This window comes from Streptomyces sp. NPDC055955, from assembly GCF_042270245.1.
In the GTDB taxonomy this organism is placed as follows: Bacteria; Actinomycetota; Actinomycetes; order Streptomycetales; family Streptomycetaceae; genus Streptomyces.
Window position 1 is genome coordinate 278112 of the sequence record NZ_JBHJYS010000011.1, and the last position, 14663, is coordinate 292774.

General features: G+C 72.8%; 14 protein-coding genes. 13 read left to right on the plus strand and 1 reads right to left on the minus strand.

Annotated elements, in window-relative coordinates; translation table 11 throughout:
- Positions 1-31 precede the first annotated feature (31 nt).
- The 7 genes from ACFC96_RS23490 to ACFC96_RS23520 all read left to right on the plus strand — a co-directional run bounded on the left by ACFC96_RS23490 (position 32) and on the right by ACFC96_RS23520 (position 8014).
- Positions 32-1105, plus strand: coding sequence for a nitronate monooxygenase (locus ACFC96_RS23490; protein ID WP_376256083.1), 1074 nt, complete (start codon positions 32-34; stop codon positions 1103-1105).
- Positions 1102-1845 carry a 16S rRNA (uracil(1498)-N(3))-methyltransferase gene (locus tag ACFC96_RS23495; RefSeq protein ID WP_376613956.1) on the plus strand — a complete coding sequence of 248 codons (744 nt, stop codon included), beginning with the start codon at positions 1102-1104 and terminating at the stop codon, positions 1843-1845. The genes ACFC96_RS23490 and ACFC96_RS23495 overlap by 4 nt, the downstream gene beginning before the upstream one ends.
- Before the next feature lie 20 nt (positions 1846-1865).
- The gene (locus ACFC96_RS23500; RefSeq protein WP_376256079.1) at positions 1866-2258 is read left to right on the plus strand and encodes a VOC family protein; all 393 of its coding nucleotides are present in this window, start codon (positions 1866-1868) and stop codon (positions 2256-2258) included.
- Between the two features lie 106 nt (positions 2259-2364).
- Positions 2365-5616, plus strand: coding sequence for a S41 family peptidase (locus ACFC96_RS23505; RefSeq protein ID WP_376613958.1), 3252 nt, complete (start codon positions 2365-2367; stop codon positions 5614-5616).
- A gap of 89 nt (positions 5617-5705) precedes the next feature.
- The gene (locus tag ACFC96_RS23510; RefSeq protein ID WP_376256075.1) at positions 5706-6059 is read left to right on the plus strand and encodes a histidine triad nucleotide-binding protein; all 354 of its coding nucleotides are present in this window, start codon (positions 5706-5708) and stop codon (positions 6057-6059) included.
- 20 nt (positions 6060-6079) lie between these two features.
- The gene (locus ACFC96_RS23515; RefSeq protein WP_376256073.1) at positions 6080-6988 is read left to right on the plus strand and encodes a ribonuclease Z; all 909 of its coding nucleotides are present in this window, start codon (positions 6080-6082) and stop codon (positions 6986-6988) included.
- Positions 6989-7009: 21 nt separating this feature from the next.
- Positions 7010-8014, plus strand: a complete 1005-nt coding sequence (locus tag ACFC96_RS23520; RefSeq protein WP_376256071.1) for an adenosine deaminase — start codon at positions 7010-7012, stop codon at positions 8012-8014.
- Here ACFC96_RS23520 and ACFC96_RS23525 read toward each other — a convergent pair.
- On the minus strand, positions 7975-9351 hold the full coding sequence (locus ACFC96_RS23525; RefSeq protein WP_376613960.1) for an MFS transporter: 1377 nt from the start codon (positions 9349-9351) through the stop codon (positions 7975-7977). The two genes, ACFC96_RS23520 and ACFC96_RS23525, sit on opposite strands and share 40 nt — an antisense overlap.
- A gap of 348 nt (positions 9352-9699) precedes the next feature.
- Here ACFC96_RS23525 and ACFC96_RS23530 point away from each other — a divergent pair, with 348 nt between their 5' ends.
- The 6 genes from ACFC96_RS23530 to ACFC96_RS23555 all read left to right on the plus strand — a co-directional run bounded on the left by ACFC96_RS23530 (position 9700) and on the right by ACFC96_RS23555 (position 14610).
- A complete protein-coding gene (locus ACFC96_RS23530) occupies positions 9700-10791 on the plus strand; it encodes a carbohydrate kinase family protein (RefSeq protein WP_376256067.1) in 1092 nt (363 codons plus the stop codon).
- Positions 10792-10962: 171 nt separating this feature from the next.
- Positions 10963-12000, plus strand: a complete 1038-nt coding sequence (locus ACFC96_RS23535; RefSeq protein WP_376256066.1) for a PhoH family protein — start codon at positions 10963-10965, stop codon at positions 11998-12000.
- 10 nt (positions 12001-12010) lie between these two features.
- A complete protein-coding gene (ybeY, locus tag ACFC96_RS23540; protein ID WP_376256064.1) occupies positions 12011-12508 on the plus strand; it encodes an rRNA maturation RNase YbeY in 498 nt (165 codons plus the stop codon).
- Positions 12505-13788, plus strand: a complete 1284-nt coding sequence (locus ACFC96_RS23545) for a hemolysin family protein (protein ID WP_376256062.1) — start codon at positions 12505-12507, stop codon at positions 13786-13788. Before ybeY ends, ACFC96_RS23545 begins: the two co-directional genes overlap by 4 nt.
- Positions 13789-13792: 4 nt before the next feature.
- Entirely contained in the window at positions 13793-14146 is a 354-nt protein-coding gene (locus ACFC96_RS23550; RefSeq protein ID WP_376256060.1) for an MmcQ/YjbR family DNA-binding protein, read from the plus strand.
- 110 nt (positions 14147-14256) lie between these two features.
- Positions 14257-14610, plus strand: a complete 354-nt coding sequence (locus ACFC96_RS23555) for a cytidine deaminase (protein ID WP_376256058.1) — start codon at positions 14257-14259, stop codon at positions 14608-14610.
- Positions 14611-14663: the final 53 nt, after the last annotated feature.

Genomic DNA, 14663 nt, shown 5'->3' on the forward strand with positions numbered 1-14663 from the left:
ACTTGTACGGGGGACGTGGCACGATGCGGTCATGTCCCCCACGCTGACCGATCTCTGTCACTATCCGATCGTGCAGGCACCCATGGCGGGCGGTGCCTCCTGTCCGCAGCTCGCCGCCGCCGTGTCGGAGGCAGGCGGGCTCGGATTCCTCGCCGCCGGGTACAAGACCGCCGACGGGATGTACCAGGAGATCAAGCAGGTACGGGGGCTGACCAACCAGCCGTTCGGCGTGAATCTCTTCATGCCGCAGCCCGAGTACGCGGACCCCGCGGCCGTCGCCGTCTACGGCAGCCAGCTCGCAGGTGAGGCCGCCTGGTACGAGACGCACCTCGGCGACCCGGACAGCGGCCGCGACGACGGCTTCGACGCGAAGCTCGCGATCCTCCTCGACGACCCGGTACCGGTCGTCACCTTCACGTTCGGCTGCCCGAGCCGCGACGTCCTCGACTCCCTCGCCCGCGTCGGCACCCTGACCGCCGTCACCGTGACCACCCCGGAGGAGGCGCAGGCCGCCCAGCAGGCCGGGGCCGACGCGGTGTGCGTCCAGGGCATCGAGGCGGGCGGGCATCAGGGCACCCACCGGGACAACCCGGAGGCCGACGGCTCCGGCATCGGACTCATCGCGCTGATCGCCCAGGTCCGTGAGACCGTGCAGATCCCGATCATCGCCACCGGCGGCCTCATGCGCGGCGCGCAGCTCGCCGCCGTGCTCGCCGCGGGCGCGGACGCCGGACAGTTCGGCACGGCCTTCCTGGTCTGCCCCGAGTCCGGCGCCAACCTGCTGCACAAGCAGGCCATGACCAACCCGCTGTTCGTGCGCACCGAGCTGACCCGGGCGTTCTCCGGACGCCCGGCGCGCGGCCTCGTGAACCGGTTCATGCGCGAGCACGGCCGGTACGCGCCCGCCGCCTACCCGCAGATCCACCACATGACGTCGACCCTGCGCAAGGCCGCAGCCAAGGCGGGGGACCCGCAGGGGATGGCGCTGTGGGCGGGGCAGGGCCACCGGCTCGCCCGTGAGCTGCCCGCCGGCCAGCTCGTCGAGGTGCTCGCGGCCGAACTCGCCGAGGCGAAGGACGCGTTGGGTGCGGGAGGTGCCGCGTGACGGCGCCGGTGTTCGTCGTCGACGAGGTGCCGTCCGCCACGACGTTCGTGCTCGACGGGGCCGAGGGGCGGCACGCGGTCTCCGTGAAGCGACTGCGGGCCGGTGAGGACGTCGTCCTGACCGACGGCCGGGGGCGCTGGAGCGAGGCGGTCGTGGAGGCCGCCGAGGGCAAGGACCGGCTCGTCGTCACGGCGGGCCCCGTCCAGGAGGAGCCCGCGCAGGCGCCCAGGATCACCGTCGTCCAGGCCCTGCCCAAGGGCGACCGGGGCGAACTCGCCGTCGAGACCATGACGGAGACCGGTGTCGACGCGATCGTGCCGTGGCAGGCCGCCCGCTGCATCACCCAGTGGAAGGGCGACCGCGGCGCCAAGGCGCTCGGCAAGTGGCGGGCCACCGCGCGCGAGGCGGGCAAGCAGTCCCGACGGGTGCGCTTCCCGGACGTCGCGGACGCCGCGACGACCAAGCAGGTGGCGGCACTTCTCGCCGGAGCGGACTTCGCTGCGGTCCTGCACGAGGACCGCGACTGCGACAGCGGCGCGCTCGCCACCGTCGAGCTGCCCACGGCCGGGGACATCGTCCTCGTGGTCGGCCCGGAGGGCGGCGTCTCGCCCGACGAGCTCGCCGCGTTCGCCGAGGCGGGCGCGCGTCCGTACCGGCTCGGGCGTAGCGTTCTGCGTACGTCGACCGCGGGCACCGCCGCGACGGCGCTGCTCCTCGGCCGCACCGGCCGCTGGTCCTGATCGACCCCCGAGGGGAACGCGTGGAACTCGCCCAGGTCAGACTCCTCGTCACCGACTTCCGTGCCTGTTACCACTTCTACGCGGACGTGCTCGGCCTCCAGCCGCAGTCGGGCGCCCAGGACGGCCCGTACGAGAAGTTCAGCCCCGCGGCGGGCTCGGCGGGCATCGGGCTCGAGGACCGGGCGATGATGGCGGGGATCATCGGCGAGCTGAGCGGCGACCCGGACGGGTACCGCTCCCTCGTCGTGCTGCGCGTCGACGACCTGGACCAGTACTGCGAACAGATCGCCGCGCGCGGCGCCGAGATCCTTCACGGTCCCGCGCCGATGACCGACCGGATGCGCGTCGCACACCTCAAGGACCCCGAGGGCAACATCGTGGAGCTCCAGGAGTGGCTGCTGATGCGCGGCTGAGCACGCGGCGGTCTCGGGTCCCGCGGGGCGCCGGAACAAGCCGTATCGGCGCGGGCAAGTGCCGAAAGCCCTGACCGGGCGGGGTGCGCGTGCCTAGGGTGATCGGGTGACACGGACAGCGCACTCTGGATATCTCCGGTTCCCGCATCTGCACGGCGAGTTGGCCGCCTTCACCGCCGAGGACGACGTCTGGGTCGCCCCTCTCGACGGCGGGCGCGCCTGGCGCGTCAGCGCCGACAACGTCCCCGTCAGCCACCCCCGGATCTCGCCCGACGGCACCACCGTCGCCTGGACGTCGACCCGCGACGGCGCCCCCGAGGTGCACATCGCCCCGGTCGACGGCGGACCCTCGAACCGCCTCACGTACTGGGGCAGTTCGAGGACGACGGTGCGCGGCTGGACCCCCGACGGGCGGGTCCTCGTGCTCAGCACCCAGGGCCAGGCGTCCCTGCGCCGCAGCTGGGCGAGGGCCGTACCCCTCGACGGCGGACCCGCCACCACGCTCCCGTACGGGCCCGTGGGCGACGTCGTGACGGGGCCCGGCGGGCAGGTCGTCCTGCTCTCCGCGCCGATGGGCCGCGAGGCCGCCTGGTGGAAGCGCTACCGGGGCGGCACCGCGGGGAAGCTGTGGATCGACCGGGCGGGCGACGGAGAGTTCGTCCGCCTCCACGAGGAGCTCGACGGGAACATCGAGTACCCCATGTGGGTGGGAGACCGGGTCGCCTTCCTGTCCGACCACGACGGCGTCGGCGCCCTGTACTCGTCTCTCGCGGACGGCAGTTCACTGCGCCGGCACACCCCCCTCGACGGCTTCTACGCCCGGCACGCGTCGAGCGACGGCATACGCGTCGTGTACGCGTCGGCCGGAGAACTGTGGATCGTGGACGCCCTCGACGGCGCCGAGGACGCCGTGCCGCGCCGCCTGGACGTCCGCCTCGGCGGGCAGCGCGTCGACCTCCAGCCGCACCCCGTCAGCGCCGCCCGCTGGTTCGGCGCGGCGGCCCCCGACCACACCGCGCGCGGCAGCGCCGTCGCGGTGCGCGGCGCCGTCCACTGGGTCACCCACCGCTCCGGGCCCGCCCGCGCCCTGGCCGCCCGGCCCGGCGTACGGGCCCGCCTCCCGCGCACCTTCCGCGTCGAGGGCGAGGAGCACGTGGTGTGGGTGACGGATGCCGAGGGCGACGACGCCCTGGAGTTCGCGCCCGCCACCGGCATCGCGCCCGGCGCCACCCCGCGCCGGCTCGCCGCCGGGCGGCTCGGCCGCGTACTGAACCTCGCGATGGCGCCCGACGGCAGCCGGGCCGCCGTCGCCTCGCACGACGGGCGGGTGCTGCTCGTCGAGCGCGAGAGCGGTGAGGTCAGGGAGGTCGACCGCAGCGAGGACGGCGACGTGACGGGGCTCGTCTTCTCGCCGGACTCGGCGTGGCTCGCCTGGTCGCACCCCGGCCCCTCGCCCCTGCGCCACCTGAAACTCGCCAACACCGCCGACCTGTCGGTGACGGAGGCGACGCCGCTGCGGTTCCGGGACTACGCGCCCGCGTTCACCCTCGACGGCAAACACCTCGCGTTCCTCTCCGCGCGCTCCTTCGACCCCGTCTACGACGAGCACGTCTTCGACCTCGCGTTCGTCGGGGGCTCGCGGCCCCACCTGATCACGCTCGCCGCGACGACGCCGTCCCCGTTCGGCCCGCAACGCCACGGCCGCCCCTTCGACACCCCGGACAGCCCCGCCGCCGAGACCCCCGACAGCGAAGGCACCCCCACCACCCGTATCGACCTCGAAGGGCTCGCCGACCGCATCGTCGCGTTCCCCGTGGAGGCGGCCCGCTACACGACCCTGCGGGCCGCCAAGGACGGCGTCCTGTGGCTGCGGCACCCGCTCCAGGGCGTACTCGGCGCGTCCCGGGCCACCCCCGACGACCCCGAACCCAAGAGCGAGCTCGAACGCTACGACCTCGCCCAGCAGCGCATCGAGCACCTCGCCTCCGACGCCGACCACCTGGCCGTCAGCGGCGACGGCAAGCGGGTCCTGCTGTGGACCGACGGCAAACTGAAGGTCGTGCCGAGCGACCGGCGCGCCTCCTCCGACGACGACAGCGACACCAACATCACCGTCGACCTGAGCCGGGTCCGCCAGGACGTCGACCCCGTCGCCGAGTGGCGGCAGATGTACGACGAGGCGGGCCGCCTCATGCGGGACAACTTCTGGCGCGCGGACATGGACGGCGTCGACTGGGACGGTGTCCTGGAGCGTTACCGGCCCGTCCTGGACCGCGTCGCCACGCACGACGACCTCGTCGATCTCCTGTGGGAGGTCCAGGGTGAGCTCGGTACGTCCCACGCCTACGTCACACCGGGCGGCGGCTGGAGCGGCGGCGACCGGCAGCAGGGCCTCCTCGGCGCGGACATCTCCCGTCACGAGGACGGAAGTTGGCGTATCGACCGCGTCCTGCCCAGCGAGACGTCCGACCCGCGCGCCCACGCGCCGCTCGCCGCGCCCGGGGTGGCCGTGCGCGCGGGTGACGCGATCGTCGCGGTGGCCGGACGCCCCGTCGACCCGGTGACCGGTCCGGGACCGCTCCTCGTCGGGACGGCGGGCAAGCCCGTCGAGCTGACCGTCTCCCCGGCCGGCGGCGGCGACCCGCGCCACGCGGTCGTCGTCCCCGTGGCCGACGAGGAGCCGCTGCGCTACCACGCCTGGGTCGCCGACCGCCGCGCCCACGTCCACGCGCTGTCGGGCGGCCGCCTCGGCTATCTGCACGTGCCCGACATGCAGGCCCCCGGCTGGGCCCAGATCCACCGTGACCTGCGGGTCGAGGTGGCCCGTGACGGACTCGTCGTCGACGTGCGCGAGAACCGCGGCGGACACACCTCGCAGCTCGTCGTCGAGAAGCTGGCCCGCCGGGTCGTCGGCTGGGACCTGCCGCGCGGCTCCCGCCCCTTCAGCTACCCGATGGACGCGCCCCGCGGTCCCGTGGTGGCCGTCGCCAACGAGTTCTCCGGCTCCGACGGCGACATCGTCAACGCGGCGATCAAGGCGCTCGGGATCGGCCCCGTGGTCGGCGTACGCACCTGGGGCGGCGTGATCGGCATCGACAGCCGCTACCGGCTCGTCGACGGCACGTTGGTGACCCAGCCGAAGTACGCGACCTGGCTGGACGGCTACGAGTGGGGGCTGGAGAACCACGGCGTCGACCCCGACGTCGAAGTGGTCACCGCCCCGCAGGACCACGCGGCCGGACGCGACCCGCAGCTCGACGAGGCCGTGCGCATCGCCCTCGCGGCGCTCGCCGAGAACCCGGCGCGGACGGCACCCGGACTCCCGGAGCCGCGCGGGCGGGCGCAGGGCCCGTCGTAGGGCCTGTCGCGGGAGGCAGGCGCCGCGGGTGGCGGCGGGCCGGATAGCATTCCCGGCGTAGTGACCGGACGGTGTGAGGAGACGTGATCGTGGCCGGAGAGCCGCAGGCCGACTGCCTGTTCTGCAAGATCGTCGCGGGGGAGGTCCCGGCCACGCTGGTACGGGAGACCGAGACCACCGTCGCCTTCCGGGACATCAACCCGCAGGCGCCGACCCACGTCCTCGTCATCCCGCGCGTCCACCACCGCGACGCCGCGACCCTCGCCGCCGTCGATCCGCAGATCGCCGCCGACGTGCTGCGGGAGACGGCCGAGGTCGCCGCCGAGGAGAAGCTCGACAGCTATCGCGTCGTGTTCAACACCGGCAGCGGCGCCGGCCAGACCGTCTTCCACGCCCACGCCCACGTCCTCGGGGGCCGCGGCCTCCAGTGGCCCCCCGGCTAGCGGGCGCCGGTCAACGCACCGTGTCCGTAAGGGAATTGGTGGTGCTCGGCACCGCGAGCCAGGTGCCGACGAGGCACCGCAACCACAACGGCTACCTGCTGCGCTGGGACGGGGAGGGCATCCTCTTCGATCCCGGCGAGGGCACGCAGCGCCAGATGCTGCGGGCCGGCGTCGCCGCGCACGACCTCAACCGGCTGTGCGTCACGCACTTCCACGGCGACCACTCCCTCGGCCTCGCCGGGGTCATCCAGCGCATCAACCTGGACCGGGTGCCGCACCCCGTCACCGCGCACTACCCGCGCTCCGGGCAGCGTTTCTTCGACCGGCTGCGGTACGCCACCGCGTACCGCGAGAGCGTCGCCCTCGCCGAGGAGCCGGTGCGCGGCGAGGGCGGTGTCCTCGCCGAGACACCCTCGTACACGCTGGAGGCGCGCCGTCTCTCCCACCCCGTCGAGTCCTACGGCTACCGCCTCGTGGAGCCCGACGGGCGCCGCATGCTGCCCGGACTGCTCGCCGAACACGGCATCTCCGGGCCCGACGTGGGGATCCTTCAGCGTGACGGGTCCCTGCGCGGCGTCACCCTCGACGACGTGAGCGAGGTACGGCGCGGGCAGCGGTTCGCGTTCGTCATGGACACCCGGCTCTGCGACGGGGTGAGCGCGCTCGCCGAGGGGTGCGACCTGCTCGTCATCGAGTCCACCTTCCTCGACGGCGATCACCGACTGGCGTCCGACCACGGCCACTTGACCGCCGGGCAGGCCGCGCGCGTCGCGGCCGAGGGCGGGGTGCGGCATCTCGTGCTCACACACTTCAGCCAGCGCTACTCCGACCCCGAAGAGTTCGAGCGCCAGGCCCGCGCGGCCGGGTTCACGGGAGAGCTGACCGTGGCGCGGGACCTCGACCGCGTGCAGGTGCCCAAACGGGTCTAATCCCGGGCGTACCATGCTCTGATGTCCCTCGCTTCGCTCCCCAAAGCCGAACTCCACCTGCACATCGAAGGCACCCTCGAACCCGAGCTCGCCTTCGAGCTCGCGGCCCGCAACGGCGTCGACCTGCCGTTCGCCGACACCGAGGCCCTCCGCAAGGCCTACCTCTTCGAAGACCTGCAGTCCTTCCTCGACCTGTACTACGGCCTGATGGCGGTCCTGCGCACCGAGGAGGACTTCGAGCAGCTCGCCGACGCCTATCTCGCGCGCGCCGCCGCGCAGGGCGTGCGGCACGCCGAGATCTTCTTCGACCCGCAGGCCCACACCGCCCGCGGCGTCCCGATCGGGACCGTCGTCGAGGGCCTGCACGCCGCCCTGTCGAAGAGCGTGGAGCGCCACGGCATCTCCACCCGGCTCATCATGTGCTTCCTGCGCGACCAGTCCGCCGAGTCGGCGATGCAGACCCTGGAGTCCGCGAAGCCCTACCTCGACCGGATCGTGGGCGTCGGCCTCGACTCCGCCGAGGTCGGCAACCCCGCCTCCAAGTTCCGTGAGGTGTACGAGGCCGCGGGCGCGCTCGGGCTGCGCAAGGTCGCCCACGCGGGCGAGGAGGGCGACCCCTCGTACGTATGGGAGGCGCTCGACGTGCTCGGCGTCGAGCGCATCGACCACGGGCTCCGCTGCGTAGAGGACCCGGCGCTCGTCGAGCGACTCGTGCGGGACCGGGTGCCCCTGACGCTGTGTCCGCTGTCGAACGTGCGGCTGCGCGCCGTCGACGTGCTGGAGGACCACCCGCTGCCGCGGATGATGGACGCCGGTCTGCTGTGCACAGTGAACTCCGACGACCCGTCCTACTTCGGCGGGTACGTCGGAGACACCTTCCACGCGGTCCACGAGGCGCTCGCGCTCGACCACGAGCGGCTGCGCGAGCTCGCCCGCAACTCGTTCGTCGCGTCGTTCCTCGACGACGACGAGGAACTGCGCTCGCGCTACCTCGCCGAGGTCGACGCGTTCGCGTTCGACGACTGACCGAGCCCCGCCGAGCCGCCCCGCGGTCCCGCCGTGGAGAACTCCTCCTGCGTCGGGGCCGGTTGGGGCGTGCTCACCGTGATCTCCACGACCGGCTGCTCCGGCGCGCCCATCTGCGGGACCGCGCCCGCCGGGGCGCCCGTCACGCCGGCCACCAGGGCGGCGGGGGCGCCGCCCCGCCTGCGGACCGTGCCGGGCCGCAGCAGCGGGCTGCCGCCCGTGTGCAGGGCCACCGCCGTGAGCGGCAGTGCCAGGAGGAGCAGGGCCACGGCGAGCGTCGCGCCCATCGCCGGGTAGCCCGCCGTCTGTGACAGGACGCTGCCGGTGAGCGGTCCGCAGGCCGTGCCGAGCGACGCCGCCGAGCCGACGAGGACCGCCCAGCGGCCGCGCGGGTCCAGGGACGCGGCCAGCCCGATCAGGTACGACAGGACGACCGGGTACAGCGTGTTCCACGCGATCTCACCGGTCGCGAACGACGTGAGGTCGTCCGCGCGGGCGCTCACCACGATGCAGCACGCGATCAGCGCCGTGCCCGCGCCGATGGGGGTGGCGCGGCCGAGCCGCGACCCGAGCGCCCCCGCGCCGAGCACACCCACGAGCGCCGTGCCGAGCGCCACCGCGAAGACCGCGCCGACGGTGATCTCCGTCAGGCCCGCCTGGTCCGTGCCGATGCGGCTGCTGACGCCCCACAGGGAGTTCTGCGCCATCGACCAGCAGAGCATCGCCGCGGCGAGGACCAGGCCCGAGCGGCGGAAGGGGAGCGGGCCGGCGGGCCTGGGCTCCCCGGCCGGGGTGGGGAGCCCGGCGCTGCCGGCCGCCAGGCAGGAGGTCGCCGGCCACGTCGCCAGTGCCGTCAGCGCGATCGCCGCGAACGGCAGCGCGTGACCGGTGCCCAGATGCGGCATCGTCAGATACAGCGCGCCGGCCAGTGCCGAGACGCTGAGCAGGCCCAGTGTCGACGCCCGGTGCGGGTCGCGCTGCCCCGCGATTCCCGTCGCGGCGACCGTCGTCGCCGTGCCCGAGCCGAAGCCTCCGGCCATCGCGCCGATGACCACCAGCGGCACGAAGGACGTCGCCGCGGCCGCGCTGTATCCCAGCGCCGCCAGCAGCAGGCCCGCTCTCGCGAGGGTGCGGGGGCCCATACGGTCCACGCGGCCGGCGAAGGTGAAGCCCGCCGCGGCCGAACTCATCAGCAGCGCACTGCCGATGAGGCCCGCCTGCGCCGGGGAGAGATGGAGGCTGTCGCCGAGGCGGCCCACGACGGTGGGCAGCAGATACGGGGCCAGATAACCGGCCGTGAAGAGAGCGACAAGGGGCCGGGGAGTGCGGCGGGACACGGGCGTTCCAAGGCGTGGCGGTGTACGGGGATCAGGGCATGCGGAAATACGGGGATGCCTGAACAGGCAAGAGAATTGGGGGTGCGCCGGGGCTCGCGACACGAGGGGGCGCGGCCAATTTGTATCAAGCGCGGGGAGGGTGAAAACAGCCGGGCCGGTGTGATCTGGGCCACGTTCTGTTTGCAGGGTGGGAGTGGGGGTAGGCGAGCCTGTTTTTCCGGGGTTCCGGATGGTGGCCGCGGCCTCGGGCCGGGGCCTCCGGCTGCCGATCCGTACGCCGTGCTACGCGCGTTGTCCGGGGGGTATCAGGCACACTGTGCGGACCCTCACCACTCTGGGGAGCCCATCGTGAACTCCAACGACCCGGCGCATGTGGATCCGCTCGCCCGGCTGCGCACCCCCGCCGATCCGCCTTGCGACGTCTATCTGACGGGGACCGTCTTCCTCGACATCATCTTCACGGGGCTGGACAGTGCCCCGGTGCGGGGGACCGAGTCCTGGGCGCGCGGCATGGGGTCCAGCCCCGGTGGAGTCGCCAACATGGCCACCGCCCTGGCCCGGCTCGGGCTGCGGACGTCGCTGGCCGCCGCCTTCGGGGACGACCACTACGGCGAGTACTGCTGGGACAGCCTGGAGCAGGGCGAGGGCATCGACCTGACGTCGTCGCGGACCGTGGCCGGCTGGCACTCGCCCGTCACCGTCTCCATGGCGTACGAGGGCGAACGGACCATGGTCAGCCACGGCCACGAGCCGCCGCCGGAGGAGCCCGCCCCCCAGTGCCCGCCGCAGGCGCGGGCCGCCGTCGCGTCGCTGGCCCCCGGGGTGAGCGAGCCCTGGATCGCCACGGCCGCGGACCGCGGGACGCGGATCTTCGGTGACGTGGGATGGGACGACACGGGCCGCTGGGACCTGAGCTCCCTCGACGACCTGTCGCGCTGCGAGGCCTTCCTGCCGAACGCCGAGGAAGCCATGCGCTACACCCGCACGTCCTGCCCCCGGGCCGCCGCGCACGCCCTGGCCGAACACGTGCCGATGGCCGTGGTCACGCTGGGTGCCGAGGGCGCCTACGCCGTGGACGCCCGGAGCGGGGAGACCGCCTCCGTGCCCGCCATCGAGGTCGCCGCCCTCGATCCCACCGGCGCGGGGGACGTGTTCGTCGCCGGGTTCGTGACCGGGACGCTCGCCGGGTGGCCGCTGGCCGACCGGCTCGCCTTCGCCGGGCTCACCGCCGCCCTGTCCGTGCAGGAGTTCGGCGGATCGCTGTCCGCGCCCGGCTGGTCGGAAGTGGCCGCCTGGTGGCGGCATGTGCAGGCCTACGACGACCAGGAGCCCGCGGCCCTGCGCCGCTACGCCTTCCTGGAGGCGCTGCTGCCCGAGGTGGGCCGGCCGTGGCCCCTGCGGCGCGCGGTGCCGACGATCGGCTTCGGGCGGTCCGTCTAGAGTCCTCGGCGACCGAGGGCAACGTCGCGAGACGCGGTGCCAGGCGCCCCTGGGCCCGCGGAAAAGGCCTACGGCGTTGTCGGTGCACCGTCGTACCCTGGGCAGTGCAAGGCTGTCGACGCGGCGCGAGCCCCCGCACGAGGAGGATGAGCAGGCCTTCAGTGCCGGCCCATGACTCAGACACCCACCGCTCAGGCGCGAGCGCATTTCACGGTCCCGGCGAACCATCCCATGGTGACCGTCCTCGGATCGGGCGACGCGCTCCTTCGCGTGATCGAGAAGGCCTTCCCGGCGGCCGACATCCATGTCCGGGGCAACGAGATCAGCGCTGCGGGCGACGCGAAGGAAGTCGCCCTCATCCAGCGCGTGTTCGACGAGATGATGCTGGTGCTCCGCACCGGTCAGCCGATGACGGAGGACGCAGTGGAACGCTCGATCGCCATGCTCAAGGCGAGCGAGAACGGGGAGGGTGACGGCCAGGAGACCCCGGCCGAGGTTCTCACTCAGAACATTCTCTCGTCGCGGGGCCGGACCATCCGTCCGAAGACCCTCAACCAGAAGCGCTACGTCGACGCCATCGACAAGCACACGGTCGTCTTCGGGATCGGCCCCGCCGGTACGGGCAAGACCTATCTCGCGATGGCCAAGGCGGTGCAGGCCCTGCAGTCCAAGCAGGTCAACCGCATCATTCTGACGCGGCCCGCCGTGGAGGCGGGGGAGCGGCTCGGATTCCTGCCGGGCACGCTCTACGAGAAGATCGACCCCTATCTGCGCCCTCTGTACGACGCGCTGCACGACATGCTCGACCCGGACTCCATCCCCCGCCTGATGGCCGCGGGCACCATCGAGGTGGCGCCGCTGGCCTACATGCGAGGCCGCACGCTGAACGACGCCTTCATCATCCTGGACGAGGCACAGAACACGAGCCCCGAGCAGATGAAGATGTTCCTCACCCGCCTCGGCTTCGACTCGAAGATCGTCATCACCGGTGACGTGACGCAGGTCGACCTGCCGAGCGGCACGAAGAGCGGTCTGCGACAGGTCCAGGAGATCCTGGAGGGCCTCGACGACGTCCACTTCTCGCGGCTCACGTCCCAGGATGTCGTCCGGCACAAGCTCGTCGGCCGTATCGTCGACGCGTACGAGAAGTACGACAGCCAGCACGGCACCGAGAACGGCTCGCACCAGGGCCGCGGCAGAGGGAAGTAGCAAGCACCGCATGTCGATCGACGTCAACAACGAGTCCGGAACCGAGGTCGACGAGCAGGCGATCCTCGACATCGCCCGCTACGCGCTCGCGCGGATGCGCATCCACCCGCTCTCCGAGCTCTCGGTGATCGTCGTGGACGCCGACGCCATGGAGCAGTTGCACATCCAGTGGATGGACCTGCCGGGGCCCACCGATGTCATGTCGTTCCCGATGGACGAGCTGCGGCCGCCGTCGAAGGACGACGAGGAGCCCCCCCAGGGCCTGCTCGGCGACATCGTGCTGTGCCCGGAGGTCGCGAAGAAGCAGGGCGAGGACGCGCCCACGCAGCACTCCATGGACGAGGAGCTCCAGCTGCTCACCGTGCACGGGGTGCTGCACCTGCTCGGTTACGACCACGAGGAGCCCGACGAGAAGGCCGAGATGTTCGGGCTTCAGGCGGCCATCGTGGACGGGTGGCGTGGTGACAAGGGCCTGACCGGCCCGTCCCCCGCGCCCACCGTGTCATGAGTCCTTCGCTCGTCGCGGGCGCCGTGGCCCTCGTCGTGGTCGCCTGGCTGGCGGCCTGCGCCGAGGCCGGCATCGCCCGCACCTCCAGCTTCCGCGCCGAGGAGGCCGTCCGGTCCGGGCGGCGCGGCAGCGACCGGCTCGCCCAGGTGGCCGCCGACCCGACCCGCTATCTGAACGTGGCCCTGCTGGTCAGGGTCGCCTGCGAGATGGCCGCCGCCTCGCTGGTCACGTACGCCTGTCTCCAGGAGTTCGACGCGACCTGGGAGGCGCTGGCCGTCGCCATCGGCGTGATGGTGCTCGTCTCGTACGTGGCCGTCGGCGTCTCGCCCCGCACCATCGGGCGCCAGCACCCGCTGAACACGGCCACGGCCGCCGCGTACGTGCTGCTGCCGCTGGCCCGGATCATGGGGCCCATTCCGCCGCTGCTCATCCTCATCGGCAACGCCCTGACCCCCGGAAAGGGGTTCCGGCGCGGTCCCTTCGCCTCCGAGGCCGAGCTGCGCGCCATGGTCGACCTCGCCGAGAAGGAGTCCCTCATCGAGGACGAGGAGCGCCGCATGGTGCACTCCGTCTTCGAGCTGGGGGACACCCTGGTGCGCGAAGTCATGGTCCCCCGCACCGACTTGGTCGCCATCGAGCGGTACAAGACGATCCGGCAGGCGCTCACGCTGGCGTTGCGGTCCGGGTTCTCGCGCATCCCGGTCACCGGCGAGAGCGAGGACGACGTCGTCGGCATCGTGTATCTGAAGGACCTGGCCCGCAAGACGCACATCAGCCGGGACGCCGAGAGCGAGCTCGTCTCGACCGCGATGCGGCCCGCCACGTTCGTGCCCGACACGAAGAACGCGGGCGATCTCCTGCGCGAGATGCAGCAGCTGCGCAACCACGTCGCCGTCGTCATCGACGAGTACGGCGGCACCGCGGGCATCGTCACCATCGAGGACATCCTCGAGGAGATCGTCGGCGAGATCACCGACGAGTACGACCGTGAGCTCCCGCCCGTGCAGGACCTCGGCGACGAACGCTTCCGCGTGACGGCCCGCCTCGACATCGGCGACCTCGGCGAGCTGTACGGCATCGAGGAGTACGACGACGAGGACGTGGAGACCGTCGGCGGGCTCCTCGCCAAGGCGCTCGGCCGGGTGCCGATCGCGGAGGCCTCCTCCGTCGTCGAACTGCCCGACGGGCGAGCGCTGCGACTCACCGCGGAGGCCGCCGCGGGCCGGCGCAACAAGATCGTGACCGTGCTCGTGGAGCCGGTGGGCGAAGAGGGGGAGTGACGTCGTGACGCCGCAGGAGCTGCGCACCTTGTGTCTGTCGTTCAACGCGGCCGTCGAGGAGTTCCCGTTCAACCCCGACACGTCCGTCTTCAAGGTCCTCGGCAAGCTCTTCGCCCTGACGAACCTGGACGCGCGCCCCCTCACCGTCAACCTCAAGTGCGACCCCGAGGACGCGGTACGCCTGCGCGCCGAGCACGACGCGATCGTGCCGGGCTGGCACATGAACAAGCGGCACTGGAACACGGTGACCGTCGGCGAGCTCCCGGACAGGATGGTCCGGGAGCTCGTGGAGGACTCGTACGACCTCGTGGTGGCCGGTCTGCCGAGGGCCGAGCGCCTCAAGCTCGACCGCGGCTGACGACGGCAGGGCCTGCCGCCGGCGGGAACCGAGCGGGTTCCCCGAGGGGCGGCGTGGGGCCGCGCACCCCGTTGCCGGGTGGGCGTCGCGGCGTTCCCTATGCTCACCCCATGACTGAGAGCAACGACCTCACCGCCGAGGACCGCAAGATCGTCACGCTGGCGCGCAGCGCCCGCGCCCGCAACGGAGTGCCCGAGGGGGCCGCCGTACGGGACGAGACGGGGCGTACGTACGTGGCGGGGACCGTCTCGCTGGACTCCCTGAAGCTTTCCGCCCTGCGGACCGCCGTCGCGATGGCCGTGGCCTCGGGTGCGCAGTCTCTGGAGGCCGCCGCCGTCGTCTCCGACGGTGCGGAGGTCGACGGGGAGGACCTGGCGGCGGTGCGGGATCTGGGCGGCGCGGGTACCCCGGTGTTCCTCGCCGGGGCCGACGGCGTGGTGCGCGGGGCCGTGGCCGCCGACTGAGAGACCGGCCCCGGGCCGGAACGGCTGCACCGTGTCCGGTCCGGCCGGAACGG